Origin of the sequence: Microcystis sp. M31BS1 (assembly GCF_020245285.1) — a bacterium.
GTDB classification, from domain to species: domain Bacteria; phylum Cyanobacteriota; class Cyanobacteriia; order Cyanobacteriales; family Microcystaceae; genus Microcystis; species Microcystis panniformis.
Genome location: NZ_JADBVE010000172.1, coordinates 1 through 25,914 on the forward strand (window position 1 = coordinate 1; position 25,914 = coordinate 25,914).

General features: G+C 43.2%; 22 protein-coding genes. 12 read left to right on the forward strand and 10 right to left on the reverse strand.

The window, feature by feature from the left end:
- Window positions 1-262: 262 nt before the first annotated feature.
- Both IM509_RS09970 and IM509_RS09975 read right to left on the reverse strand, forming a co-directional pair.
- Complete coding sequence (locus IM509_RS09970; RefSeq protein WP_185237433.1) at window positions 263-1,306, reverse strand: N-acetyltransferase DgcN family protein; 1,044 nt, start codon at window positions 1,304-1,306, stop codon at window positions 263-265.
- Complete coding sequence (locus tag IM509_RS09975; RefSeq protein WP_185237432.1) at window positions 1,299-2,351, reverse strand: dipeptide epimerase; 1,053 nt, start codon at window positions 2,349-2,351, stop codon at window positions 1,299-1,301. The genes IM509_RS09970 and IM509_RS09975 overlap by 8 nt, the downstream gene beginning before the upstream one ends.
- Before the next feature lie 208 nt (window positions 2,352-2,559).
- On the opposite strand from IM509_RS09975, the gene IM509_RS09980 reads away from it, so the two are divergent.
- The 4 genes from IM509_RS09980 (at window position 2,560) to IM509_RS09995 (ending at window position 6,007) form a co-directional block, all read left to right on the forward strand.
- Window positions 2,560-3,723 (forward strand): LptF/LptG family permease, encoded by a 1,164-nt coding sequence (locus tag IM509_RS09980; RefSeq protein WP_052277393.1) that lies wholly within the window; start codon window positions 2,560-2,562, stop codon window positions 3,721-3,723.
- Window positions 3,724-3,783: 60 nt separating this feature from the next.
- The gene (locus IM509_RS09985) at window positions 3,784-3,951 is read left to right on the forward strand and encodes a hypothetical protein (protein WP_002759244.1); all 168 of its coding nucleotides are present in this window, start codon (window positions 3,784-3,786) and stop codon (window positions 3,949-3,951) included.
- A gap of 127 nt (window positions 3,952-4,078) precedes the next feature.
- Window positions 4,079-5,422: an adenylosuccinate synthase gene (locus IM509_RS09990; protein WP_052277394.1), complete on the forward strand. Its 1,344-nt coding sequence runs from the start codon at window positions 4,079-4,081 to the stop codon at window positions 5,420-5,422.
- Window positions 5,423-5,449: 27 nt separating this feature from the next.
- On the forward strand, window positions 5,450-6,007 hold the full coding sequence (locus tag IM509_RS09995) for a 50S ribosomal protein L25/general stress protein Ctc (RefSeq protein ID WP_002781534.1): 558 nt from the start codon (window positions 5,450-5,452) through the stop codon (window positions 6,005-6,007).
- A gap of 108 nt (window positions 6,008-6,115) precedes the next feature.
- Here IM509_RS09995 and IM509_RS10000 read toward each other — a convergent pair whose 3' ends face one another.
- Window positions 6,116-7,099, reverse strand: a complete 984-nt coding sequence (locus IM509_RS10000; protein WP_052277395.1) for a FliH/SctL family protein — start codon at window positions 7,097-7,099, stop codon at window positions 6,116-6,118.
- A gap of 112 nt (window positions 7,100-7,211) precedes the next feature.
- On the opposite strand from IM509_RS10000, the gene IM509_RS10005 reads away from it, so the two are divergent.
- From IM509_RS10005 to argC, 3 genes are all read left to right on the forward strand, one after another.
- On the forward strand, window positions 7,212-8,201 hold the full coding sequence (locus IM509_RS10005; RefSeq protein ID WP_052277396.1) for a DUF389 domain-containing protein: 990 nt from the start codon (window positions 7,212-7,214) through the stop codon (window positions 8,199-8,201).
- An 86-nt stretch (window positions 8,202-8,287) separates the two neighbouring features.
- Window positions 8,288-8,551 carry a DUF3146 family protein gene (locus IM509_RS10010; protein WP_002733391.1) on the forward strand — a complete coding sequence of 88 codons (264 nt, stop codon included), beginning with the start codon at window positions 8,288-8,290 and terminating at the stop codon, window positions 8,549-8,551.
- 254 nt (window positions 8,552-8,805) lie between these two features.
- Entirely contained in the window at window positions 8,806-9,867 is a 1,062-nt protein-coding gene (gene argC, locus IM509_RS10015; protein ID WP_052277397.1) for an N-acetyl-gamma-glutamyl-phosphate reductase, read from the forward strand.
- A gap of 648 nt (window positions 9,868-10,515) precedes the next feature.
- Here argC and IM509_RS10020 read toward each other — a convergent pair.
- Entirely contained in the window at window positions 10,516-11,808 is a 1,293-nt protein-coding gene (locus IM509_RS10020) for a D-alanyl-D-alanine carboxypeptidase (protein ID WP_052277399.1), read from the reverse strand.
- A gap of 149 nt (window positions 11,809-11,957) precedes the next feature.
- Between IM509_RS10020 and plsX the strand changes: the two genes are divergently transcribed.
- Window positions 11,958-13,013 (forward strand): phosphate acyltransferase PlsX, encoded by a 1,056-nt coding sequence (gene plsX / locus IM509_RS10025; RefSeq protein WP_004268976.1) that lies wholly within the window; start codon window positions 11,958-11,960, stop codon window positions 13,011-13,013.
- Between the two features lie 55 nt (window positions 13,014-13,068).
- Here the strand turns inward: plsX and IM509_RS10030 are convergent, their stop codons facing one another.
- Window positions 13,069-13,236 (reverse strand): hypothetical protein, encoded by a 168-nt coding sequence (locus IM509_RS10030; RefSeq protein ID WP_287716880.1) that lies wholly within the window; start codon window positions 13,234-13,236, stop codon window positions 13,069-13,071.
- Here IM509_RS10030 and IM509_RS10035 point away from each other — a divergent pair.
- Both IM509_RS10035 and fabD read left to right on the forward strand, forming a co-directional pair.
- The gene (locus tag IM509_RS10035; protein WP_052277400.1) at window positions 13,208-14,209 is read left to right on the forward strand and encodes a beta-ketoacyl-ACP synthase 3; all 1,002 of its coding nucleotides are present in this window, start codon (window positions 13,208-13,210) and stop codon (window positions 14,207-14,209) included. The two genes, IM509_RS10030 and IM509_RS10035, sit on opposite strands and share 29 nt — an antisense overlap.
- A gap of 180 nt (window positions 14,210-14,389) precedes the next feature.
- Window positions 14,390-15,316 (forward strand): ACP S-malonyltransferase, encoded by a 927-nt coding sequence (fabD, locus tag IM509_RS10040; protein ID WP_052277401.1) that lies wholly within the window; start codon window positions 14,390-14,392, stop codon window positions 15,314-15,316.
- Window positions 15,317-15,547: 231 nt separating this feature from the next.
- Here fabD and IM509_RS10045 read toward each other — a convergent pair whose 3' ends face one another.
- The 3 genes from IM509_RS10045 to IM509_RS10055 all read right to left on the reverse strand — a co-directional run bounded on the left by IM509_RS10045 (window position 15,548) and on the right by IM509_RS10055 (window position 20,872).
- On the reverse strand, window positions 15,548-16,549 hold the full coding sequence (locus tag IM509_RS10045) for a pentapeptide repeat-containing protein (protein WP_052277402.1): 1,002 nt from the start codon (window positions 16,547-16,549) through the stop codon (window positions 15,548-15,550).
- A 549-nt stretch (window positions 16,550-17,098) separates the two neighbouring features.
- Window positions 17,099-18,610 (reverse strand): glycosyltransferase family 39 protein, encoded by a 1,512-nt coding sequence (locus IM509_RS10050; protein ID WP_052277403.1) that lies wholly within the window; start codon window positions 18,608-18,610, stop codon window positions 17,099-17,101.
- 24 nt (window positions 18,611-18,634) lie between these two features.
- Window positions 18,635-20,872: a sensor histidine kinase gene (locus IM509_RS10055; protein ID WP_052277404.1), complete on the reverse strand. Its 2,238-nt coding sequence runs from the start codon at window positions 20,870-20,872 to the stop codon at window positions 18,635-18,637.
- A gap of 418 nt (window positions 20,873-21,290) precedes the next feature.
- Here IM509_RS10055 and IM509_RS10060 point away from each other — a divergent pair, with 418 nt between their 5' ends.
- Window positions 21,291-21,923 carry a response regulator gene (locus IM509_RS10060; RefSeq protein WP_052277405.1) on the forward strand — a complete coding sequence of 211 codons (633 nt, stop codon included), beginning with the start codon at window positions 21,291-21,293 and terminating at the stop codon, window positions 21,921-21,923.
- 119 nt (window positions 21,924-22,042) lie between these two features.
- On the forward strand, window positions 22,043-22,816 hold the full coding sequence (locus IM509_RS10065; protein WP_052277406.1) for a Uma2 family endonuclease: 774 nt from the start codon (window positions 22,043-22,045) through the stop codon (window positions 22,814-22,816).
- 58 nt (window positions 22,817-22,874) lie between these two features.
- Here the strand turns inward: IM509_RS10065 and IM509_RS10070 are convergent, their stop codons facing one another.
- Window positions 22,875-23,939 (reverse strand): pentapeptide repeat-containing protein, encoded by a 1,065-nt coding sequence (locus tag IM509_RS10070; protein ID WP_052278508.1) that lies wholly within the window; start codon window positions 23,937-23,939, stop codon window positions 22,875-22,877.
- A 163-nt stretch (window positions 23,940-24,102) separates the two neighbouring features.
- Entirely contained in the window at window positions 24,103-24,996 is an 894-nt protein-coding gene (locus tag IM509_RS10075; RefSeq protein WP_052277407.1) for a ferritin-like domain-containing protein, read from the reverse strand.
- Window positions 24,997-25,914 lie beyond the last annotated feature (918 nt).

Genomic DNA, 25,914 nt, shown 5'->3' on the forward strand with positions numbered 1-25,914 from the left:
GACTAGGGAGCTAGTTAAGAGTGAATTAGAGATGAAGATTGATTGAATAAATCAATCATAGTTAAGACTGTTGGAAAAGAGGGTCTGTAGGCGCACGGATTTTCCATTATGAATATAGTATCCTGTCAAGTCGCCTTTGTCAAGAGAAAATTTAACAACATCCAGACAAACGTTATGGTAGGGGTAATTCATGAATTACCCCGACACCTATTACCTAGTCCAGTAACCCACCACCATTGACTATGATTGAATTAATCACTGATTACTGATTACTGATCACTGATAATAACCCTTGACCGCCAAAACGGACAACATCGGTACAAAATAACCCCGTTTCCTCCTGCACAGTTTCTATAGCTTTAACTGCCGCCTCCGGACTAAGATGAAAAGTATTTAAACTAATCCCCTTTACCTTCACCTCCCCGAAACTTCCCCCAGCGCTGCCAGTCATTTCGTAGAGTTTAATCACTTCCGTTAGGGGAGGGATGAGAATATCGGGTAAATCTTTGATATGAATTTGTCCAGCACGATGGACGAGAATTAACCCCGTTGGTTGACTGCCACGCATTAAGGGCAAGGTAGCAGTGGAGCCAGGGTGTAATAGCGAACCTTGACCCTCAATAAACAGAATATCATTATTTTCCGCCGATTCTAACACCAAAGCCTCGATCGCACCAGCAGCATAATCGACGCGCACCGCATCCAAGGGTACACCTTTTCCCGCGATCATAATTCCCCCCTGTCCAGTGGCTAAAAATTGCGATTTTAGCCCTTTTTCTTGGGCAACTCGGTGTAATTCGATGCTAGTGGACATTTTGCCCACACTCATATCCGTCCCTACCGTTAAAATACGCTGACAGGTTAAATTTTTCGCCCGCGCTTGCCCAATTTTTAAGCCTTGGGGTTCCAGACGGATATCCCAAATCCATTGATCCGGTTTAAGCTGAGAAAAAAGGGGTTTTAGGGGTGTATGGAGTCCATTAACGAGGGATAACCCTGCATTTACCCCCTCTTTGATTTCTTCTAGCCAATCCGGTGGTAAAATGCCTCCTGAGGGTGCGATGCCAATTAACAGGGTATCGGGATGATAGGTTAGAGCTTCCCTAACACTAGCAACAATCGGCAAGGGGCGATCGATTCCGGCCACTTCTTTTAAGGTGCTGCCGGCGCTTTCTGCGTCAATAATCGCCACTACCTGCGCTTTCCCGTAACGCAGATAACTTAACCCGGTTTTGCCGCGAGTTCCTTTGATTCCTTCGTGGAGAAGAATCGCTACTTTCTTGTCAGGAGTCAAATAATTAGTCATCTTTTATCCGTAAACTAACACCCAAACCGGGTGAATTATTTGGTTGTAAACGTCCCTTTTCTAAGCTTAATCCCGTGAAGGGATCATCGCGTAAATTTAAATGACTATCTAGGTCGAGATAGTTGACAAGCGGGCCAAGATGTGCTATGGCAGTATTGGCTAAACTGCTATCAGAGTAACATCCGAACATAATTTGCAGTCGGCAAGCTTGGGCAATATGAATCATTCTTTGCACTTCCGCTAATCCACCGGCTTTCATTAGTTTAATATTAATGCCGTGGACTCGATCGGCCAGTTTCGGGATATCTTGACTAGAAAAACAGCTTTCATCGACGAAGATAGGTAGGGGCGATTTTTGGTATAAATCAATTAAATCTCGTTCTTGTCCGACGGATAGGGGTTGTTCCACATAAATAACGCCTTTTTCCTCTAACCATTGGCACATTTTCACCGCATCGCTAAATTGCCAACCACCATTAGCATCGACAGTTAGGGGCAAATGGGGGACAATTTCTTTAATAGCCAGAATTATGGCTCGATCGGCTTCTATACCGTCCGGTGAGCCTAATTTGACCTTTAATAAGCTAAAATCACCGATTTCTAGCCAATCTAACACCCTCTTCCCCACATTTTCTGGAGAATTTAAACCGATAGTAACAGAAACTGGCGGAATCAAAGAGCGATCGAGTCCAAAAATTTGCCAGAGAGGTAAATTAGCTTTTTTGCCTAACCAGTCGTGCAGTGCCGTATCAATAGCGGCACGAGTAGCCGAAGATATCTGATTTTGCCATAAAATTTTCTCAATTTCTTGGCGTTGACAGGGGTGAAAAGATTGTAAAATAGGAGCGATCGAGTTTAATTCTTGCAGGATTTTATCGGGTTTTTTCTCCTCGCTGGTAATATTAAAAGGGGATGCCTCTCCCCACCCTTCGATATTTTCCTCGCTAATTTGCAGCCATATATTAGTATTTTCGCTGGTAGTGCCGCGACTAATCGTTAAAGGTACTCGTTTATGAATAGTAAAAGTTTGCCAGTTTAGCAGCATAATTCACCTAGGGATGATCGGGGAATAGGAACAGAAAAATTATCTACACTTACCCAAATCCTTACTTCTGTCCACTCTCCCCGCAATCATACAACTTCCGGCGGTGTTTTTCGTCAAAGACAAAATATGATAGGCTAACCGAAGGTGTAAGCAAGACGGCTGCGGGTTAGGAAATTGGGATGAAAGAGGAGTGAGTTAACCAAAATCAATGATTAAGAAAAAGATTTCTTGCTGGGTAAATGGAGGTATTGCCCTCATTGATCGCTATCTGATCAGCCAACTACTACCCCCATTTTTATTTAGTGTTGGTTTATTTGCCTCTTTGGGAGTAGCGATCAGCAATCTTTCCGATTTAGCTAATCAGGTAGTTGATGCTAATCTACCCCTTGCCTCGGCCCTAGAAATTCTCCTGTTAAAAGTGCCAGAATTTGTCACTTATTCCCTGCCAGTTTCTCTTTTGCTGGCCACTTTAATCACCTACGGACGTTTAAGTAGTGATAGCGAAACCGTTGCCCTGCAAAGCTGTGGAGTCACTCTTTACCGTCTTTTTATACCGACTTTTTGCCTGAGTTTAATAGTTACAGTGGTGACATTTTTATTAAACGAATATGTGGTTCCTAATGCTAATTATCGAGCTACAGAAATTTTAGTACAGAAAATTAATAAAGAAGCAAACTTTTGGAAAAATAAAGACTTTTACTATCCCGATTATGAAATAAAAACCCTAGAAAATGGTACGATTAATCGCAATTTAAGAAGTTTATTTTATGCCGAACAATTTGACGGGGAAAAGATGAAAACCGTCACCGTTATCCGTTGGCTAAAACAAGAATTAAATCAAATTATTATCGCCGATTCTGCCCGTTGGAATGCCGTCGATAACGTCTGGGACTTTTTTAACGGCATTATCTATGAATTAACCCCCCCTAACGCCTCCTATAGCCAAGTTATCCCCTTTAAAGCCGAAAAAATCGCTTTATCTCGCTCTGCTTTCGATTTTGCTCGTCAAAGCCGCGATCCCTACGAGATGAACATACCACAGGCGATCGAATATGTGCAACTGCTCAAACTCAGTGGCGATGAGAAAAGAGTCAGGTTTTTTCAAGTGCGAATCCAGCAAAAAATCGCCTTTCCCTTTGTCTGTATCGTCTTTGCTACCATTGGCTGTGCCTTGGGTTCTCTACCGCAAAGAATTAGTCGGGGAACCAGTTTCGGTCTCAGTGTCGCCATTGTTTTCCTCTATTATCTTTTAAACTTCTTAGTGGGCAGCTTGGGACTAACCGCCACCCTCTCCCCCTTCCTAGCTGCCTGGCTGCCTAACTTTTTCGGTTTTGGGTTAGGTCTGTGGTTATTATGGCGACTTAACGGTTAGACTTTTTTGAAAATTTTCGTCAAGATAGGAGACGTAGAGTTATAGCAGGCCCCTTAGTCTATGTTTCCCTTCTTCTTTAACACTTGTGGCAGCACTTCCCGTCAAGAATGTCAAGAGCGTAAATTAACATTCCTCAAATGGATGCGCGACGACCTCGAAACCCGTCTAGCGGGATTAAATGCCGCTATCGAAACTATCGAGCGTCAAATCAGTCGGGAAGGTCAATAAACCCTGAAAATAGGCGAGTTTTCCCCTCGCCTTCTCCCCACAATTAGCTAAGAGAGATAACTTGACAGTTGTATTCGCCAAGAGGGATAATAGGAGTTTGTGTGAACTTTAGCTAGACTAAAATACCTTGGCTAACGTTATTGTAATCGGCGCTCAGTGGGGCGACGAAGGAAAAGGAAAAATCACGGATCTGCTGAGTCGATCGGCGGATGTGGTGGTGCGTTCTCAAGGTGGCGTAAATGCGGGTCATACCGTCGTCGTCGAGGGTCAAACGTTCAAACTCCATCTAATTCCCTCTGGGATTCTCTACCCGGATACGGAATGTATAATCGGCTCAGGAACAGTCATAGATCCCTCGGTGTTACTCAAAGAGATGGCGCAATTACACGCCCTCAATGTTACCACCGACAATCTCTATATCTCGCAAACGGCTCATGTCACTATGCCCTATCATCGGCTGCTCGATCAAGCATCCGAGGAAAAACGGGGTAAATATAAAATCGGCACCACGGGAAGGGGTATCGGCCCCACCTATGCCGACAAGTCCGAGCGCATCGGTATTCGAGTCATCGACTTGATCAATACCGAGAATCTGCGGCAAAAACTAGAATGGACGATCAATTATAAAAACGTCATTTTAGAAAAGTTATATAACTTACCGCCTTTAGATCCGAAGACGGTGATCGAGGAATATCTAGAATATGCCGAGAAACTGCGTCCCCATGTGGTCGATAGTTCCCTAAAAATCTACGAAGCAATCCGCAAGCGTAAGAATATTCTTTTTGAAGGGGCCCAAGGCACCCTACTCGACCTCGATCACGGAACCTATCCCTACGTTACCTCCTCCAATCCGATCGCCGGGGGTGCTTGTGTCGGTTCTGGCATTGGTCCAACGGTAATCGATCGAGTGATCGGTGTGGCCAAAGCTTACACCACTAGGGTAGGGGAAGGTCCATTTCCCACGGAATTAGAGGGGGAGATCGAGCAGTTATTATGCGATCGTGGGGCGGAATTCGGGACTACCACCGGCCGTCGTCGTCGCTGCGGTTGGTTTGATGCGGTGATCGGTCGTTACGCGGTACGAATCAATGGTTTAGACTGTCTAGCGATCACCAAGTTAGATGTTCTCGATACCCTAGAGGAAATCAAAGTCTGTGTCGCCTACCAATTGGACGGCAAAACCTGTCGCCATTTACCCAGTAGTGCGGTGGAATTCGCCCGTTGTCAACCTATTTATCGAACGATGCCGGGGTGGCAACAACCCACCAGCGATTGTCGCAGTCTGGAAGACCTGCCCAAACAGGCCCTCGATTATCTAAAATTCCTGGGGGCGATCATGGAAGTACCGATCGCTATTATCTCCCTAGGAGCTAGTCGCGACCAAACTATTATCGTTGAAGACCCCATTCACGGACCAAAACGCGCTCTTTTGGACGAAAATGGCTCACCTTGGGATAATCACGAATTTTAAATCATTGCTAAAGAGGATTAGTCAACTATGCAAGTTAGCGTTGAATGTCAAAAAAGACCGGAGAATATTAACCCCAGGGCCCTACGTCGTCAGGGTTTGATCCCGGCGGTTCTCTATGGCCACAACGGCACGGAATCGGTTTCTCTGGTGGTGGGAGAAAAAGCGGCCTTAACCCTGCTTAAAAAGGCTTCGGTAAATAATACCCTGGTGGATGTGAATGTTCCCGAAATGCCCTGGACGGGAAAAGCTTTGATCCAAGAGGTACAATCTCATCCCTGGAAAAGAAATCTCTATCACCTCAGTTTCTTCTCGGTATCTGCCCACGGTAAGCTCGATATCGTTGTTCCCATTAAGGCCATTGGAGAAGCGATCGGAACCAAACAGGGCGGTTTAATCGAACAGTTCGTTAACGAAGTTAATGTCTCCTGTATTGCTGATAATATCCCAGAAGTGATCGAATTTGATGTGTCGGGGATCGGTGTGGGGCAATCCCTGCTCGTGGGTGATTTAAAAATGCCGGAAGGGGTGACTTTAAAAGATGATCCCCATACCACCGTTTTTGCCATTGTTGCCGCTAAACGGTAAATTCAGTGATCAGTGATCAGTAACCAGTCATCAGTGAGCGGCCAATCATATTTCATTGTTGACTGTTGACTGTTGACTGTTGACTGGTTACTGCTCTGGCGCTCCCATCTACTGGGGGGTTATATCGTGAAAACGCTCAAATAGCTCCTCGCGGGTGGATTCGATTAATAAACGGCTAGATTCGCTGGGGGATAAGGATAACAATCCCTCAATCACGGGATTAAAAGAATCATCTAACTTTCCAAAGCGCACTTGTAGTAAATTTTCGATCATCCCCCGACGCGCCTCTTGAAGACCTGCTTGAAGACCTGCTTGAAGACCTGCTTGACGACCTTCTTCAAGAGCTTCTTCTCTAGCTTGACGACCTTCTTCAAGAGCTTCTTCTCTAGCTTGTCGTCTCACTCCTTCTTTCCATTCCAGATAAGTTTGCGATAACGTCATAAACACCTCTCGATCCTCTTCTTCTAAAATATTTTGTATTTCCACGCTCACCCGCCAACTAAGTAATAGTTCTATGACATTTTGACGGTAGTTGTTCCCTATTGGTAATTCTAGCAACTCTCGCACGGCTTGATTCTGAGTTTTGCCCTTACCCAATAACCTTAACCAGAGGGTGTGAAAATTAACAGGAAGTTGATTGATCACAATAATAGCCGTGCGCTGTAAAGGAGGCAAGAAATAGACCCCTTCGGGCCAATTCCGGTCTAAGGCCGCCCCAAAACCGTTTAATATAGTCTCACTAACCAGAGGAGCAAGAATCCATAAACGGGGCAAATTTTCCTCATTGTAGGGGCTATTTTCTCGTTTGGCTTGTCGCTGTAGTTCAGCAAAAACGGCGGTTAATTTCGAGAGACAATTACGCACATCGGCACGAGTGGGAGAATTACGATAGGGTTCTAGGAGAGCGCTATTTAGGGCAATTTGACCTAATAATCCTAGATTATCGACAGTTATCTGCCGATCTGGATGAGGCGAAAAAAATAGATCAATTTGTCGGGTTTCGTCGGTAATTTCTTTGCTAATTTCTACCCGGCCTAGGGGCGATAATAATTCTTCCAGATAGTTTTTAGCAAATTGGTCATGAGGTTTCATCGATCGAGGCGAAGAAAAAAACGGTAAGATTAGTTAAAGAAAATGATACAAATATACATTGATTAGACAAAAAAAGCTATAAGTAAAAGAAAAGTTAATCTTCCTAAGTCCCATGACCAGAAAAGAACGGCCTTACTCGTGGTTCTCAAGAAAACCCTTGACCTGGCAACAATCGCGGGCCATGTGGCGCGATTTATGGTTAGAAGCGTCCCTCGATTTTCCCTATCTAGCTTTGATTGTTAGTTCTTGTGCGATCGCTACCTTTGGTTTAGTTGCCAATAGTGCAGCCGTGATTATTGGAGCGATGATTATTGCCCCTTTGATGTTGCCGATTCGTAGTCTGGCTTTTGGTGGTTTAATTGGCAGTTGGCGATTAATTCGTAAGTCAGCATTGGCGATTTTAGTCGGTACGATTATCGCTTTAGCGATAGCTTGGTTTCTAGGATTATTGATCGGAATTTCTGAATTTGGTAGTGAAATTCAAGCCCGTTCTCAACCGAATCTTTTAGATTTAGGAGTGGCAGTTACCGCGGGAGCAATCAGTGGTTATGCCAAAATAGAACCGAAAATTTCAGGTACTTTAGCGGGAACAGCGATTGCCGTGGCTTTAATGCCGCCAGTTTGCACGATTGGTTTAGGATTATCCCAAGGCAATTGGATCCTAAGTTTGGGAGCCACTCTGTTATATATTACCAATTTATTAGGCATTGCTCTCGCCTGTTTGTTGGTCTTTTTACTGGCAGGTTATTCTAGTTTTCATCGGGCGCGTAACGCTCTAATTTTGACTTCTATCCTGACAGCAGTGCTGCTAATTCCCTTAGGAATAAGTTTTGCAACTCTGGCTAATCAAGCTCGCTTAGAAAGGCTGATCAAAAAAGCTTTATTACAACGAACAGTTACTTTTCAACGGACAGAATTATTGGAGTCTTCGATTAATTGGCTCAATCAACCTCCCCAGGTGAGATTAGTCGTAAGAACCGCCGAAAGCATTACCCCCAGACAGGTAGAATTGTTGCAAGAATTCATTACCAAGGAAATGGGGCGACCTTTTCAATTAAATGTCTTGGTTTCTAAGGTTAATGAGGTCACTTCCCCGGAATAGCGTCGAGAAAATTAGCTCAAGTAATGACAAACAAGGATTAATTCGCTATCTTAATGTTTGATATTTAATCTATAGGTAGGGTTCAGGTGAGTGGCGGCAATCGACCAGAAAGCACGGCTTATGTGCGGATAATTAAGCAATCTTGGCAAACGGGGAAATTAGAGGGAGAAGTGCGGACGGAACAATATCAATGGCGTTTTCAGTGGCATTTTCTTCAAGGCAAGTTATTAGTACAACCTTCCCTAGGTAGGGCTTTGATTTTTGAACCCTTGAATCGGTTTTTAGAACGCTACGATTATCAATTAGAACCGGGAGGAGATTATGAATTTACGGTGCGCTCAAAATTTTAAATATGGGGGATTGAATTACAGCCTTTCTCCTAAGGATGAAGTTTAACTTAATTTGGCATCATAAAAGGAAAACCTTGTACCTCATCATTAAGATAACTGCCTATTGATCAAAAGAAATTGACGGTTTATGGACAACCCGGCCGAGATACTAGGTTTTTAAAGGAAGTTTTTTGATTTAAATCCTGCCGGTTAGGCTAAAATTCAGCCATACTAAAGCGTTATATTAACGATAAGAATTTTTAGGAATAAGGGAAATGACGCAAGAACAGAAGGTTTCAGTGGGTATTGTCGGCGCTTCCGGATATGGTGGCGTACAGTTGGTACGTTTGCTCAAAGAACATCCCTTCGTAGAATTAGCCTATCTGGGGGGCGATAGTAGCGCCGGAAAACCCTACAGTGATTTATATCCCCATCTCGGTCATAGCATTAATCTTAATGTGGAGGCGATCGATTTAGAGATAATTGCCTCCCGTTGTCAAGTGGTTTTCTTGGGTTTACCCAATGGTTTAGCCTGTGATTTAGCCCCTCCTTTGCTCGCTAAAGGGTGTAAAGTTTTGGATCTGTCGGCAGATTATCGTTTTACTAGCCTAGAAACCTATAGTAAATGGTATGGCAAGGAACGTCAGGATCAAGCGATCGCATCTACGGCTGTGTACGGTTTGCCGGAACTTTATCGGGAAGAGATTAAAAATGCCTCTTTGATCGGTTGCCCCGGATGTTATCCTACTGCTAGTTTAATGGCGATTTCTCCCCTGTTAAAACAGGGTTTAATTCTCCCGGAAACCACGATTATTGATGCCAAATCGGGAACTTCGGGAGGGGGAAGACAAGCTAAGATTAATATGTTATTGGCAGAAGCAGACAGTTCGATTGGGGCCTATAATGTAGCGGGAAAACACCGTCATACTCCCGAAATTGAGCAGATTTGCAGCGATTTAGCCGGTCATGAGGTGCGCGTCCAGTTCACCCCCCATTTAATGCCCATGGTTCGGGGTATCCTGTCCACAGTCTATGCAACTTTGCGGGATCCCAATCTGGTGCGGGATGATTTAATCACTATCTACAATGCTTTTTATCGCACTTCTCCCTTTGTCAAAATCTTACCGGGGGGAGTCTATCCACAAACTAAATGGGCCTGTGGTACTAATTTATGTTATCTCGGTATTGAAGTGGATCCGAGAACCGATCGAGTGATAGTGATGTCAGCGATCGATAATTTAGTTAAGGGACAATCGGGACAAGCGGTACAATGTCTCAATCTCATGATGGGTTGGGAAGAATCCCTTGGTTTACCGCAAATGTGTTTTTATCCCTAAAAATTTCTGGATGCGTTTAACCGGGTACATCTCATTTTTGTAAATCTACTGAGTTGGGATTTTTAAAGGGAAACTATCTTCTAAAATTGGTGATCACTTCCGATTTTACCACTCAATCCAAGCCTTTGGGGGGTTCTACCCCCCAAACCCCCCGTTGGGGGCGTGGCGCCGCCCCCAAACCCCGGAGCGCATTAGTTTTTTGGTGGGATGCTTACACGCAGCTGCTGATACATTTGTAATTATTTGGCTCTTCTGGTTTCTGTGTGGAAACTAGGTCTATACTGATAGTTTATTCCGCAAAATAGTCCTAAAAGTTTTGCCCAATAAGCACTTCAGGATTCCATAAGCCAAAATTATCACACAAAGTCGAGAAGAGCCATTATTTTAAGAGTGACTGATAATTGCTGATTGTCGGTATTTCTGCAAATGTGAGATGCACCTCGTTTAACCACACATCCTTTAATCAATTTCAGGAAAAACTGGCAAAATTTTGTCACTATGATTGAGATGCGATGTTTACCGATTGGCAGCAAAGACAAGGAGAAAATGGCAGAAAAGTAGTCAGTTTATCGACAAAAGCGAATATAAAACCTTCCTAAATTTCCTCACCACCCAACTAAATTTGATTGTCAAGTTGATATCAATCCCTTAGAAACCTTGACTTATTCGACTGGGATCACCTAGAAAGGCCCTTGCAGGAATCGATCCTTTAGTCGCTTCTGGGAGAATTTGCCAGTGTTGATCTAAAGCTTGTAACACCCGATCCTGCTGATTTCTGAATCCCTCGATATTGCTACTACCAGCATTCATAATCACAAACCAAACTTTACCCCTTTCTTGGGTGGGAATTTCTCCAGCTAAGGCACTAACTTGGGCTAAAGTTCCAGTTTTAATCATCACTCCTTTAGGAATGGCCCGCCACTGCATAGTTCCTTTGGTGTCGCGTCCCCCCACCGGAAATAAATCGGCGACTTTGATCGGTTGATTGGCTAATTTGCGATCCAATGCTTGAAGAATCTCAATAACTGCCCGGGGAGACAAGCGATTTTCTACCCCCAATCCCGAACCATTAATTAATTGAATTTCCTCCGCTCCTACCCCAGTAATTTTAGTATTAATTGCGTCCACTGCCGCCGGACCACCGAGCAGTTCGGCTAACATTTCTGACATGACGTTATTACTATAAATATTCATCTGACGCAACAGTTCCGTTAAAGTCAAGGACTGATGACGCAACAATAATCGGGCATTTTCGGGGCGAATTTGACTGGCTCGAACCATGCCCAAAATCTTCACCTGTGGGGCTTTTGTGCCGCTAGGAAGGCTCTGAAAAGCTTTTTGGGTTTCTTTTGACCATTTCGATTGATTAAGCCCAATTTTCAGCAATTCTCCCGCTTTGAGGGGATCGGTTTGAAAATTCATGGCGAATTGACCGGTAATGATCAGATCGCCTTTGACCTGACGGATGCCTAATTGATCGAGGCCATTGCCCACTGCGATCGCTTCTTCCCAGACAAAAAGCGGATCCCCTTCCCCTTCAATAATTAAATCTCCCTCTAACACCCCGTTTTTTACCTCTCCCGTGCTGTAAAAACGAGTAGCAAAACGATGATCGAGGGGCCAGGTTTCCACGGCGGCGAGAGTAGTGGCGATTTTAGTTAAAGAAGCCCCCGAAGCGGGCAGATTACCCTGATGATCAGCTAAATAAGCCCATTCCGTCTCAATTAACACCCGTTGTTGACTAGAGTTTAAACCTTTTTTCGTCAACTCTTGCAGATAATCGGCCACGATCGCCGCCACCCGGGGATCGGGAGCGGTGGGAAGGTCAAAAATAGGCTGATTTTGCCAAGAAATTAGGGGAATATTGGCGATCGGTTGGGATTGCCCCCCCAGCCAACCCAAGAGAAAGCCGAAAACTGCCAAATTAAAAACTGAGAACATCTTTTCCTTAATCGCAATGATGCCTTATTGTATAGAAATGATTGGTAATTTTTAACAATTGCTCGATCAGAAAACACTAATCCTCGATCGGCCAGCTTTTGTCAAGAGCTGCCGCTCAACTTATTAAAGATTTCTATCCCACTGACTCAATGGCAGAAACGGCATTAAATCGGGCAAGAATCGCGGTAGATGCGATGGGAGGTGACTACGCTCCCAACGAGATTATCGCGGGATCGATGCGAGCTTCCGAAGAATTAGATGTAGAAGTATTATTAGTCGGCGATTCTGAACGGATTGAGGCTTATTTCCAGCATCATCCCCGTCCCAAGAATCTCACGATCGTCCACGCGGAGGAAGTGGTGGCCATGGACGAAGAGCCGATCACCGCTATCCGTCGCAAACCAGCGGCCTCGATTAATGTGGCCATGGATTTAGTCAAACAAAATCGCGCCGATGCGGTGGTGGCCGCCGGTCACTCCGGGGCAGCCATGGCGGCGGCGTTACTGCGTTTAGGTCGTTTAAAAGGAATCGATCGCCCGGCGATCGGTGCAGTGCTGCCGACGATGTTGGCGGGTAAATCGGTGATTATCCTCGATGTCGGGGCGAATGTGGACTGTAAACCCAAATATTTAGAGCAGTTTGCCCTAATGGGAACAATTTACAGTAAATACGTTATGGGGGTTGAAGATCCGAAAGTCGGTTTACTCAATATCGGTGAAGAACCTAGCAAAGGTAACGATCTCGCCCTAAAAACCTACGAATTATTGGAAAATAACCAGCAAATTCCCTTTATCGGCAATGCTGAGGGCCGGGATGTGCTATCGGGACAATTTGATGTGATTGTCTGCGATGGTTTTGTCGGTAATGTCCTGTTAAAATTTGCCGAAGCGGTGGGAGGAGTTATCCTACAAATTCTCAAAGAGGAATTACCTAGGGGGATACAGGGTAAAGTCGGGACGGCTTTAATTAAACCCAATCTTAAACAGATTAAACAACGCATGGATCACGCGGAACACGGCGGTGCGCTGTTATTTGGAGTCGATGGGGTCTGTGTGATCAGTCACGGCAGTTCCCAAGCGCCTTCGATTTTTAACGCCATCCGACAGGCGAAAAATGCCGTCGATAATCGCGTTTCTGAGCGCATTCAAGCCTACAATGACCACCATCATCAATTAAAAAAGTTGTCGGTGAACAGTGAAGATTAAGCTGTGAACCATCTTGAAGCGGTCGGGAGACTCCGAGACAGGAGACTATTTTTATTTATTCTTCCCACTGATAACTGACCCACTTCCCACTGATAACTGACCCACTTCCCACTGATAACTGACCCACTTCCCACTGATAACTGATAACTGATAACTGATAACTGATAACTGATAACTGAAAAAGGGGGAATATTTTGAACGGATTCGGGGCAGCAGTCGTCATTACTGGTTGTGGATCGGCCACACCAGGGCAATTTCTTAGTAATGAAGAACTCAGCCAAATTGTCGAGACTTCCGATGAATGGATTAAAAGTCGTACCGGCATCGGTCAACGCCATTTAGCGGATCAATCGGTGTCTTTGAGCCAATTAGCAGCCCAAGCGGCGATTAAGGCTCTAGAAATGGCTCAGGTGTCGCCTAGGGACATCGATCTGATTCTCTTGGCTACTTCTACCCCCGATGATCTGTTCGGTAGTGCCGCCCAAGTTCAAAGTCAGATCGGGGCCAATCGGGCGATCGCTTTTGATCTCACCGCCGCCTGTTCGGGTTTTCTGGTGGCATTAGTCACCGCCACCCAGTTTATCCGTACTGGTACTTACCGCAATGTCTTGGTTATCGGGGCCGATGTTCTCTCCCGTTGGGTGGATTGGAACGATCGCGCTACCTGTGTCCTCTTTGGTGATGGGGCAGGGGCGGTTCTTTGTCAAGCAAATGATACAAAAGATAACATTCTCGGTTTTGAACTCCATAGCGACGGCAGCCAGAATGGTTCTCTCAATCTCGCCTATCAGGGGGAAGAATTGCCCCTTAAAGAGGGGGTAAGGGTTCAAAAAGGGACCTATAAGCCTCTAACGATGAACGGACGGGAAGTCTATCGTTTTGCCGTGGCGAAAGTGCCAGAGGTCATCGAAAAAGCTCTCTATCGGGCTAATTTAACCACCAGTGACATCGATTGGTTAGTTCTGCACCAAGCTAATCAAAGAATTATAGACGCGGTGAGCGAGCGCCTGAAACTGCCTCCCGAAAAAGTGATCAGCAATCTCAGCGAGTATGGCAACACTTCCGCTGCCTCGATTCCTCTAGCCCTCGATGAAGCTGTCAGGAGTGGTAAGGTCAAAAAAGGTGATATTATTGCTTCTTCTGGCTTTGGTGCCGGTTTAACTTGGGGTGGGATTATCTTCCGTTGGGGAGATTAATTCAGTGATCAGTAAACAGTAACCAGTAACCAGTGAACAGTAAACAGTAAACAGTAAACTAAAAACTCACATCTGATAACTGATAACTGATAACTGATAACTGATAACTGATAACTGATAACTGATAACTGATAACTGATAACTGACCCAAACACATCTATCTATCTATTTTAAGAACTTATGAAAACAGCGTGGATATTCCCGGGACAAGGATCGCAAGCGTTAGGAATGATTGGAGATTTAGCGGAAAGTGCGCTTGGCCAAGAGAGATTAAAAATAGCATCAAAAATCCTCGGTTGGTCAGTCCTGGAAAAATGTCAAGGGGATGAAGAAACCCTATCTCGTACTCTTTATACTCAACCTTGTTTATTTGTGGTGGAGAGTATTTTAGCGGATTTGTTGCAAGAAAAAGGTCATTTTCCCGATCTAGTCGCTGGTCATAGTCTCGGTGAATATTCCGCTTTGTATGCGGCCAGGGTGTTTAATTTTGAGACAGGATTAAATCTAGTTCAAAACCGTTCCCGTTTGATGGATGCGGCCGAAGGTGGTAAAATGGCCGCCTTAATGAAATTTGATCGCACCAGTCTAGAGACAGTGATTAATCAGACGGAAAATGTAGTTATTGCTAATGATAATAGTGCTGAACAAGTGGTAATTTCTGGGACTCCTGAAGCGGTGGATTTGGTATTAGGTCAAGTGAAAGTTAAGCGGGTTATGCAGTTAAAAGTATCCGGCGCTTTTCACTCTCCCTTGATGGAAAATGCTGCCATTCAATTTCAGCAAATTTTAGAATTAGTTAATTTTCGGGCTGCAAAAGTTCCTGTGATTTCTAATGTCGATCCGAGCAATCCTACCCAGGACGGGGAAGAATTAAAAAAATATCTGATCTGGCAGATGACTAGCTCGGTTCGCTGGCGAGAAATTATGTTAAAATTGCCAGATGTGGGTGCGGAAAAAGCGATCGAAGTGGGTCCGGGTAAAGTTTTAACTGGTTTAATTAAACGAACTGTTCCTGCAATTGAGTTAGAAAATATCAGTCAATTAGCCGATATATCCAAGGGTAGCGACGATGTTATATTCCGGGGTTCATTAATTGGTGTTGGTTAAATTATCTAGCAACATTTTCGACAAAGGAAGTAAATTGATGGATACCTAGCCAAAAATTTGGTTAGGTATTTTTTTAGGAAACTATCATAGGGTTTGCGGCAAAAACTTTTTCAGCAGACCCTAGTTATTCTCCCATCTTCCCCCCGCAACGCGCACGAAGTGGTCTCCCCACTCCCCACGGTTTAGAAACCTCGGCAGAAAAGTCTCTACAACCAGGTTTTTCTAGGAATATTAGGAAAGGAGATTACCGCGACTACCGTTAGGAAGAATAGTTTCTTCGAGGGAAGCAGAAAGAAGATTATTTTCGGTTAAAATCGCCCCAATTAAGTTAGCTTGTTTGAGATTAGCTCGTTTAAGATTGCTTCCCACTAAATAACTCAAGAGTAATCCCGCTTGGTGTAGATTAGCACCAGAAAGGTTAGCGGAGGCTAAATTAGCACCGAGCAGATTACAACCGGTTAGGTTAGCCTGGCGAAAATTGGCTTTATTAGCGTCAGTTTTACTTAAATCGGCTCCAGTTAAGTTAGCTCCCTCAAAATCGCTACAATTGAGGTTAGCTCCCGTCAGATTAGCACCTTCGAGGTTAGCATAACGTAAATCCGCCCCCCGTAAATCCGCCCCGCGCAAATCGGCATAGCTGAGGTCGGCGTATTGAAGATGGCAGTTTTCCAGATTAGCTTGATAGAGATAGGCTCGAATTAGGTTAGCCTCTTTTAAGTTAGCATAGCTAAGATTGGCAGAGCTAAGAATAGCACGAGTGAGAATAGCCCGTTTTAGGTTAGCTTTCCCCGCCATGGCATGGGTTAAAGTGGCTGAGGTGAGATTAGCGGCTTCGAGATTCGCTTTGAACAGTTGAGCAAAAAGTAAGCTACTGTGAATTAAACAGGCAGAACTTAAATCAGCCTTTTTCAGAACAGTATTACTCAAAATTGCGCCGCTTAGTTGACTTTGGTGCAAATTTGCCCCGGAAAGGTCGGCTTTAGTCAGGTTAGCATCGATAAGACAAGCTTTGCTTAAATTAACTTCTTCGAGGGAAGCGTCCTTGAAATTAGCGTTAATTAAACTAGCTTCGGCTAAATTGGCTCGTTTTAAGTAACTATGACTGAGGTTAATCTGGTTTAAACACTGTCTCTTTAAATTAACTCCGCTAAGTCTGACTTCCGCAAAGTTGCGTTCACCTCGATTATACAGTTCGATTAGATGTTCACGATTGGTTAAGGCATTGCTACTCATAAAATAACTAAATTGTTCTGGAAGGTGATTTCCAGAGAATTGGTTGGGGAAAATTACTGATCATGAAGTCGATCTCTAGGATTAGTACAGGGAGCGACTGGGAATTTTTGCGAATAAATAGAAATTTTCAACCAATTACGGGCTTAAAATCCCTATTGGCAATCACTAAAACCGGTAAAGAACGAAAAGAATCGGGGTTCAATACCAAAAACAGTCTCTACCTAAACCCGCCACTTGTTGCCAGCCAGGTCTAGGCATTAAATTAGAGAAGTCTTGTGCGTCAGTTTTTCTGACTGAATCTACTGCCTCGCCGATGTCTTGACTCGGTATCATACAGTTGAATTTGTTAGGTCTGCTTAGTCAGTCCGGTAGCCAAGAGGCTAAAACTCTTCATCACCAGATTTCGGGGACTCTCCAGTTGAGCAAGCATAAAACTCTGTAAAAGTCAATCCCTCTTAGGGGTGAACTGCCCAATTCTATTCCCTGAAGTCTTGGTTTATTCAGTTTATCAGGTTGTGGTCTGTTTTGGCAAGAGCGGTTAATGGCTTTTTAATCAATTCGCCAAAAGGCTTGATTTTCCGTAGGAGATAATTGTACAGACTGGTTATCTAAATATTGTCTGAGACTGGGGGAAGGATTGAGGAGATAAATATCAGTAAATTGATTTTTTAAGGAGGGGATGGAAACTCTAAGATCCGACTGAATAAATAAATACTTTGTCTTAGCATCAGTGGTATGAATAAGGGGCAAGGTATCTAACCAATGTTCTGAAATAATTAGAGGTTTTTGACTGCGATTAATCATTGTATAAGCGTTGGGAATATTGCTACCATAGCCCACATATCTAGTTGCTGGCGGTGGATAGGGAATTTTGGCAATTAATCCGAAAACTAGCAATAATATTAAGAGAATTTTTGCCCAGCCTTGGCGCTGCTGTAATCCGTTGCTTAGTAAAAAGGTAACTGCCAGCAGCATACCGAGAAAACTTGGTAAGTAAAATCTGCCCACAGCTGTGTAGCGAAATCCTCTGATTAGATCCCATGCTAAAAGAGAGAAAAAGGGGATAATTGTCAGGAGAATAATCAGGGTAAAAACTTTTTTATCGGCTTTTTTGCCCAGATAAATAAAGGAGATGATGACGAGGATAATTAGGCAGTATTCAATAATAGGGGTGATGGTGGAATTGGTTAAACTAAAATTATAAAATAAACGAGCGATCATTCTTACCCATCTTTGCCAAAGGATCTCTAGGGGTAAACTGCCTTTTGACCATCCAAAGACAGTAAATCGACTGGTAAAAATCCGGGTTAACCAAATTGAATAAATACCTAGGGAAGCAAGTAAGCTGATGCTATAGTATTTTTTGGTTAAAGAGTTAAAAGAATTCAGCTGCAACAGAAAATATAGGCTATGAACTACTAGAACAAAGATAAAGAAAACATGGGTATATAAACCAGCGATTAGGGATAAACTATAGAAAAACCAATCTTTTTTCGGTTGCGAGGAATCAATAGCTTTGAGAAATAACCAGCTAGAAAGTATCGAAAATAAAACATATAGTCCGTATTCCCAAATTCCCAGAGCATAACCAGTAAAACGCGGGGAAAAGAAGATAAGTGTAGCGGCAATTAAAGCGGCGTTTTTATTTTTAAATAAAGTCAAAGCTAAATGGTAAAAACTCCCTAAAATACCAAACCAAATAATTACCGAAAATCCTCTTAAGACTAAATCAGAATTGCCCAATAATCTTGCCAAAAACCAGAGGAAACTGTAATAGAGAGGTAGATCGTAATTCGAGCTAGTATAAAGAGAGGCTAAGGTATCAGGAAAACCTTTCACGGAATTAACCCCTTGAAATTGCCAGAGTTGTTCTGTAGATTTAATTTGTCCATCGAACAGATAGTTAATTAACTGTTCGGGTCTGTTACCAGAAAGATGCAGTAAGACCAAAGATTCATCGTGCCAAACATAGCTATAGTAGGCGAGATGGACAAAATAGAAAATATTGAAAATAATCAATAAACCTAAAGCAAATCTAACCCCAGATTGACGAGTAAACATAATTATCTTGATCCTGTTAAAAAATCACTGATTACTGTTGACTAACTCCGGCTTAATTAATCTAGAATTTTGATGGGCAAGGGGTAAGGTAAACCAAAACTGTGAGCCAACCTGTGGGGTACTTTTTACACCAATTCTCCCAGAGTGAGCCTCGATTATTTGCCGACATTGGTAGGAACCTAAACCGATTCCCGTTAGGTGTTGATTATGAAGATTTCTTACATATAAATGGAAAAGATGTTGACATTGTTCCTCATCCATGCCAATGCCATTATCGCTTAAAGTGCAGTAGATCATGTCTTGGTCAACACGAGCATCTAAAGCTAATTGAATCGGTGAAGGATTATGTTTTAAGGCATTATTTAATAATTGTTCAAAAACACTTCTTAGCTGACAAGGATCGGCATCAATAGCGGGTAAGTTATCGGGGAGAAGATTAATAAACGTAGCTTGATATAAATCAAAATCTTTTTGCCAATCTTTCAGCCAAATTTCCACCTGTTTTTTTAGAGATAGAGGTTGACGATGCAAGATTAAAGGCCGTTCTTCAGCAAAATGATTTTCTGATAAAGCATTAATTAAAGTTAATTGTCTATCACAACTACGCACCACCTGATCGAGCATTGCTCGCGAGATAGTTACTTTTTCTGTTTGCCGACACTGGAAATTTTTTAATAACATCACTAATCCCATAATCGAGGTGCGAAGATCGTGGGATACTGCCTGTAAAAAAACCGTTTTCATTTCGTATAAACGCTGAATTTCCCAGACTTTTTCCCGCAGTTCTAGGGTTCTTGTTTCTACTTCCCGTTCTAAATTATTATTCAATCTTTGCACCCTCTGATATAGCTGCGCTTGGCCGATAGCGATACAAACTTGGGTGGCTAACTGTTCTAATAATTTGACCTCGCTTTTTTGCCAATGACGGGGATGGGAATATTGATGGACTACTAAAGCGCCTAAATGTTGATTATTAACCGTTAGAGGTAAAACTAAAGAGGATTTAACTTGCAGGTATTCGTAATAACCCTTGAGAGTGGGCAGCGTTTGCACCTTAGCGGTATTATCAGCAATAATTAACTTATCTAAAGAAAATAATTGTCCTAATTCTTCCAGTAATTCTGGTTCGGGAAACCAACCCATGAGCGGGGGAATCTGGGGACGACGGGACTCGGCGATTACCTTGGCCCAACCCCCCTCTTGACAGTGACCGATATAGACTTGATCGGCATCGAGAAAATTTCTGATTTCCTCAACAATGGTATTTAAAACCTGATCTATATCTAAAGATTGATGGACTTTTAAAGCCACTTGTGTTAGCAAATGTTCTCGTTCTAAAGTTTCATTTAAAGCTCGATCGATCTGTTGTCTTTCGGTAATCGCCGCCGATAAAAACAGAGAAGTTGACATGACAATGACTAAAAAGATTTGTAAGATCAGGACACCTCTGGTATAATCAGGGGCCTGTAGGATAAAAGGGCTGACTCCTCCGACCAATCCCATCAAAGCTAAAATAGATACTAAAAAATTGGCTATTACCGCTCCCCAGGTCTGAAAACGCATAGCAGCCCAAACCACAAAGGGAAAAGGGAGATATTCGAGGTACTGCACCATACTCCAATCGGGGTTAAGAAAATTCTGTTGACCACCAAAAACCACGGAAGTCACCACCGTTAGCAAACTCAGACAAAGTAAGGCCTCGCCAAGGCGTTGGGGTTGCCGTGCTTCCCGCAGGGAGTGACGCTGGAAGCAAAAACGCAACAGCAGCGGCGTGGTCATTAAGATCCCCGTACTATCTCCGAGCCAGATAATGCCCCAAGACTGTCCAAATTGCCGCCAATCCCAAGTATTTAGCCAACTACGGGCAAAAGTATCGATGGTGGCATTGACTGCCGAGGCCAATAAGGCCGCCAAAAATACCAGTAAAAGGATATCGCGAATACGCTGTAAAGTGGCGGAAAATCTCAGATAATGCAGGAATTGCGCCCCTAACAGGGCCGATAAACTGCTGCCGAGTGCCGAAAATAGAGCTATAGGCCCACTGGCCCCTAAAAGGAAGGTAAGAAGCAAATCCCCGATAAAAACGCCTAAAACTAGCCTTTTTCCCCCTAAAAAAACAGCAGTTAAGCCAATACCAGCACTCATCCAAATTGGGGCAGGTCGCGACCCTAAATTTAAGCAGAGATAGCCTAGCCAACCAACACCCAGATAAACCAGGGCAACAAGCACAATTTTAGAGCGATCTGATGAAATCCGTAGCATTTTCAGTTATCAGTTATCAGTTATCAGTTATCAGTTATCAGTTATCAGTTATCAGGTTTAAGTTTTAAGTTTTAAGTTTTAAGTTTTAAGTTATTAGGTTTAAGTTAAGTAGTCATGCAAAATAAATTTCCTAGTGAAGACAGGCAAGAGGCAATAGGCAAGAGGCAAAAGCTTTATCGAAATGTGTAATTAATTTTGCTTAGGTACTTATTAGGTTTAAGTTTTCAATTTTCAATAAATTGAGTATCTTTCACTGGTCACTGGTCACTGGTCACTGGTCACTGGTCACTGGTCACTGATCGCTGGTCACTGATCGCTGATCACTGTTAATCTCTCTCCAGATTGCCTAAACTAGGAGTAGTTCTGCTTCATGCAGATGGGTGAAAACCGTACATTTTCCTTTTAGGAATCAAAGATCATGCGGATTTTAATTGTTGAAGACGATCCTTTAATGCAGTTAGGTTTAGAACAAGCGCTCGGTGAACAACCAGATTTTGAGATTGTCGGTCAAGCGAGTGATGGTCTGGCGGGGGTACAATTAGCCCTATCCCTACGGCCAGATTTAGTGGTCATGGACATCGGTTTACCCCGTCTTGATGGCATTGCGGCAACTAAACAGATTAAGGAGGGTTTAGCTAATGTTCATGTGGTCATGCTCACTTCCCACACTCTCCAACAGGAAGTGATCGCAGCTCTGGCTAGTGGTGCTGATGCCTATTGTATCAAGGGAGCCAGTCTCGATCGCCTTTTGTCCGCTATTGAAGCAGCTAAGGATGGGGCCACCTATTTAGACCCTCAAATTGCCCGTTTAGTCATGGATAATCTCAAAGCACCGGCAGTGCAACCTAATCCCAATCTAGCACTTTTATCGGAGCGAGAAATGGAGGTTTTAAAGTTAATTGTCGAGGGCAAAAGTAATGCTGAAATCGCCGAAAAGCTCTATTTAAGCACCAATACGATTAAAACCCATGTGCGGGGAATTATGAATAAATTGGCCGTGGACGACCGAGTACAAGCGGCCGTAATTGCCCTGCGTTCCGGTATTGTTTAAGGAGAAAATGGCGATTTACCCACAGGAATATTCTACCTCAATTGCTATTGCTACAATTGCTCAAAAAATCCCTTCAATCATTTATAATAAGTTATCGACCTATCTCTGTTGGATAAACCATGACTATCGCTCAAAGCTTACCCCTAGTCGAGTCTCATGTCAACCCTGAGATAATCTTCCCAGAAGGCGAATTTTGGAGTGATGAACCACCCTTGGAAAGTAACTTACATCTACAACAAATTATTTTATTAATTCAGTGTTTAGAATGGTGGTGGCGCGAGCGAGAAGATTATTTTGCCACTGGCAATTTAACTATCTATTACAGTCCCAACCAGAAAAAGTCAGAATTCTTTCGTGGTCCTGATTTTTTCGTCGTTTTGGGGACAAATCCCAATCCTAACCGCAGAAGTTGGGTAGTTTGGCGAGAAGAGGGCAAATATCCCAATTTAATTATCGAAATTCTCTCCGATAGTACCGCCAAAGTTGACCGAGAGGAGAAAAAACAAATTTATCAAGATATATTTCGCACTCCCGATTATTTTTGGTTTGACCCAGAAAGCCGAGAATTTCAAGGATTTACCCTAATTAGCGGTCAATATCAACCGATTGCCCCCAATCCCCAGGGATGGCTCTGGAGTCAACAATTAGGCTTATATTTGGGTTTATCCGCCAATAAATTGCGCTATTTTACCCCCGAAGGGGAATTAGTACCCACTCCCGCAGAAGCGGCACAACAGGCAGAAAATCAGGTTTTAGAGGCAGAAAACCGGGTTTTAGAGGCAGAAAATCGGGCTGTAGAGGCAGAAAACCAAGTACAGCAAGAAAAGCAAAAAGCGGCGAAATTAGCAGCTAAACTGCGGGAATTAGGCATAGATACCGAGGAAAATCTCTAATCTTCATTTTCGGGGAGGGGTGAGGGTATTTGGTGTCATTTAGAGGCTGAATAGTTGATTAATCGCAGAAAGCTCCGCGCAAGCGTAAATTTTCCCGCAATTCCTCGGTCATCCCCACGTTATCGGCAAACTTTGCCCCCTGCACTTTTGCCCCACTCAAATTCGCTTGAGTGATGTTGACTTCAACCAAATTAGCTCCTGCTAAATTGGAGCCAATTAAATTAGCTAAAGCCAAACTAGAACGGTAAAAATCAGCATAACTTAAATCGGCATTAGCTAATAAGGCTCCGCTTAAATCTGCTCCCTTAAAACTAGCATGACTGCCGTTAATTTCACTTAAATCAGCATCGGTTAAATTTGCCCCCCGCAGATTTGCTTGATAGAGATTGGCCATGCCTAAAGATATACCACTTAATTCCGCTGCTAGGAGATTTGCCCCAGTAAAATCCGTTAGGGGATTAAGTTCAGCTAATTGGGCTAATTCCAGAAAATCATCACTAACAGCAGCATAAATTCCCTCGATTTGTGTCTGCAATTTCTCTAAATTTTCTGATGCTGCTGGTTTCGGTTCCACTAGAACATTATCTAATTCCACCTGCGATGAACCCAAAGAAATACGACTCAAAAAAGCATCAAATTGATTTTCCATCAGGAAAAATGCTAACTTTCGCTCTAAAATACTATGTTTATTGGGACTTAGATCGTGTTTCCATAATCCCGATGTTTCCGTGATACAGATATCGGCAGCTGTCAGCGAAAATTGCACAGTTAGATGATAAGGTTCTTCCTCGACACTGACGGTTCCTAGGTTAATCCTTTCGAGCGCTCCTGTAAATATTGACTGAACACTTTTGAACGATAACCGCCATTGATAATTATTAATACGATTTATGTATAACTCTTGACTAGAAAGAGGATTTGGTGTTAGGTGACAATTAACTAAAACAAAATCTAATTTTCCTCCTTTCAGTCCCCATTTAATTTCCCCGCCGAGGAGAGATTGAATTTGAGCTTGTAGGTGTAAAGTTAAATATAAATCAAATTTTTGCGAGTCGGTGGCTACTGGTTCTAGGGTTAAAGATACACTATCGGGATAGCGATCAAAGGCAGCTAAAAGACGCATAATCCAAAAGAGAAAAGCCAAAATAAACAGTAAAAAAGTGGTGTTTCTCTGGCCCCAAAGCCGAGAACTCACCCCTATTTAAAACAATAGCCGATTTTCTCGATCCTCGATGAACATTTCTTCGGCGATCGCTGAACGATTGCCCCTGAAAATCAAGGTTAAATTAGTTGACTTTCTCTTTTTTGCCGATATTGCCGTCCGCATTAAAAAACATCGGTAAAAAGCGTTCCATAAACATTTGTGGATCACGATTCCAGGCTTTTTGAGCCGCTTCTACCCGGAATAATTGTAATTTCGGGTCGAGAAGGGATTGGGGTAAACGTTCCATCAGATATTGAGGACGTTCCCAAAGCGGCATAGTGGCGGCGATTTCCATTAAATGACCGACGCGGCGCAATTCTGCCCCCAGGGTGATATCCATACCCGATTCATAGGCGGCCTGTTCGATCGCTGAGTATTTGGCCTTCGCTTTTTCGACTTTTTGCCGATGTTCGGGGCTTTTTTGGGCAATTTTGGCTAACCAACGATTGCCCCAACGCACATGGCCCGCTTCTTCAGGAAAAATTTTGGCGATCGTTTCCCGAATTTTCAGATTTTCTGGGGTTTGTTCCCCTTCCTTGAGGGCATAGATATGGGCGGCAAAGTATTCGCATCCCCGTTTTTCCGTGACGTTAATTGCCGCTAGGGCTGCAATCAGTCCATCTTCCCTTTGTTCTTCGCCTTGGAATTGGTCTTGATCGAGAAGACGTTCAAATTCGTCGATATAGGACAACCCCGGCGGTTTCCCCACATCAGCCCCCAATTCGATCAATAAATCGGTTAACCAGTAAGCATGACGCGCCTCATCGGCGACGTGGTGGGAAAGGTCCTGGATCAGTTCTTTTGGTTGTCCGTCTAAGGTTTCGATCAGTTCGGTCAGGTCTTTACAGCTACGTTGTTCGTTGTAGCGGTAACGGTTGAGGGTGACAAGATGAATTTCGCGATCGCTAATGACACGCTTCATGATGTCGCGAGCGCTCATCGTCTTCTTGAATTTACGAGGGTAAGCAACGGTCATGAGTTTGTATCGTTTTGTAAACGGCTTTCCGTATTCTAACGGAGTTTTTTCCCGATCTGGCCAGCTTTTTTCAGTGATCAGTCAACAGTCATCAGTGAACTGAAAACTTAGATCTGATAACCGATCGCTGATGCAAGTGGGAAACAAATTTAAAGATTTTTTTGGCAATTATTTTGACTCATTGTTCGCTTAATTTTTTAGGGGAAGGGTTTTAAAATTACTGTTACCTTTATCCTATATGCTTTTTAGCGAATAAGGTGAGCAGAATAGGTTCAAGAGTGCGATCGCCAATTGGCTCGCTCAAACCCTCATCAATTCCTTAACCTCAAAATGGTCTTTTTGTACTAATAAATATTCCAGTAGAACGCTCAATGGGTTTGCTAAACTGCATTTGAGACAACTTATCAAATTTTCGGTTCGAGAAATGAGCGAACGGTGAGTTTTGATGGGGAAATATTTTACACTTCAAGGGGTGACAGAGCGACTAAAAGGCTCGCTGGATAAAGCGCATAGCCGTTAGACCTCTAGAAAAATCTTGGTGTTTTCCAGCAGCAATTCTCATTTTGAAATAAATGATGAATTAACCCCTATTGCGAACCTCAAAGTTTAGTATAAAAGAATTATGTCGTCAGCTATAGGGTGCTCACCAAAAATAAAAATTGACCCGATTTATTATCAAAATAAAAATTTATAATTGTTGTCCGTTAAGATAAAATTAATAGGTTGAACTCTATTAGTTAGTCAAATTTCCTCAAGATGGCAAAAAAGGAAGCGACCGTGTTGGGTTTCGCTCTCCCCTAGAATTGAGAGGTTTTCTTTAACCTGTTGATTCGCTCAACCCAAGCTACGGACTATAGTAATCATAACAATTACTGTAGGTTGGGTTGACGTAAGGAAACCCAACAAAAAGCAATGGGA

Excerpts from the sequence above, each read along its gene's own strand:
- IM509_RS09970 (WP_185237433.1), bottom strand. The coding sequence starts at position 1,306 with ATGACTAATTATTTGACTCCTGACAAGAAAGTAGCGATTCTTCTCCAC.
- IM509_RS09975 (WP_185237432.1), bottom strand. The coding sequence starts at position 2,351 with ATGCTGCTAAACTGGCAAACTTTTACTATTCATAAACGAGTACCTTTA.
- IM509_RS09980 (WP_052277393.1), top strand. The coding sequence starts at position 2,560 with ATGATTAAGAAAAAGATTTCTTGCTGGGTAAATGGAGGTATTGCCCTC.
- IM509_RS09985 (WP_002759244.1), top strand. The coding sequence starts at position 3,784 with ATGTTTCCCTTCTTCTTTAACACTTGTGGCAGCACTTCCCGTCAAGAA.
- IM509_RS09995 (WP_002781534.1), top strand. The coding sequence starts at position 5,450 with ATGCAAGTTAGCGTTGAATGTCAAAAAAGACCGGAGAATATTAACCCC.
- IM509_RS10000 (WP_052277395.1), bottom strand. The coding sequence starts at position 7,099 with ATGAAACCTCATGACCAATTTGCTAAAAACTATCTGGAAGAATTATTA.
- IM509_RS10005 (WP_052277396.1), top strand. The coding sequence starts at position 7,212 with ATGACCAGAAAAGAACGGCCTTACTCGTGGTTCTCAAGAAAACCCTTG.
- argC (WP_052277397.1), top strand. The coding sequence starts at position 8,806 with ATGACGCAAGAACAGAAGGTTTCAGTGGGTATTGTCGGCGCTTCCGGA.
- IM509_RS10020 (WP_052277399.1), bottom strand. The coding sequence starts at position 11,808 with ATGTTCTCAGTTTTTAATTTGGCAGTTTTCGGCTTTCTCTTGGGTTGG.
- plsX (WP_004268976.1), top strand. The coding sequence starts at position 11,958 with ATGGCAGAAACGGCATTAAATCGGGCAAGAATCGCGGTAGATGCGATG.
- IM509_RS10030 (WP_287716880.1), bottom strand. The coding sequence starts at position 13,236 with ATGACGACTGCTGCCCCGAATCCGTTCAAAATATTCCCCCTTTTTCAG.
- fabD (WP_052277401.1), top strand. The coding sequence starts at position 14,390 with ATGAAAACAGCGTGGATATTCCCGGGACAAGGATCGCAAGCGTTAGGA.
- IM509_RS10045 (WP_052277402.1), bottom strand. The coding sequence starts at position 16,549 with ATGAGTAGCAATGCCTTAACCAATCGTGAACATCTAATCGAACTGTAT.
- IM509_RS10050 (WP_052277403.1), bottom strand. The coding sequence starts at position 18,610 with ATGTTTACTCGTCAATCTGGGGTTAGATTTGCTTTAGGTTTATTGATT.
- IM509_RS10055 (WP_052277404.1), bottom strand. The coding sequence starts at position 20,872 with ATGCTACGGATTTCATCAGATCGCTCTAAAATTGTGCTTGTTGCCCTG.
- IM509_RS10060 (WP_052277405.1), top strand. The coding sequence starts at position 21,291 with ATGCGGATTTTAATTGTTGAAGACGATCCTTTAATGCAGTTAGGTTTA.
- IM509_RS10065 (WP_052277406.1), top strand. The coding sequence starts at position 22,043 with ATGACTATCGCTCAAAGCTTACCCCTAGTCGAGTCTCATGTCAACCCT.
- IM509_RS10070 (WP_052278508.1), bottom strand. The coding sequence starts at position 23,939 with ATGCGTCTTTTAGCTGCCTTTGATCGCTATCCCGATAGTGTATCTTTA.
- IM509_RS10075 (WP_052277407.1), bottom strand. The coding sequence starts at position 24,996 with ATGACCGTTGCTTACCCTCGTAAATTCAAGAAGACGATGAGCGCTCGC.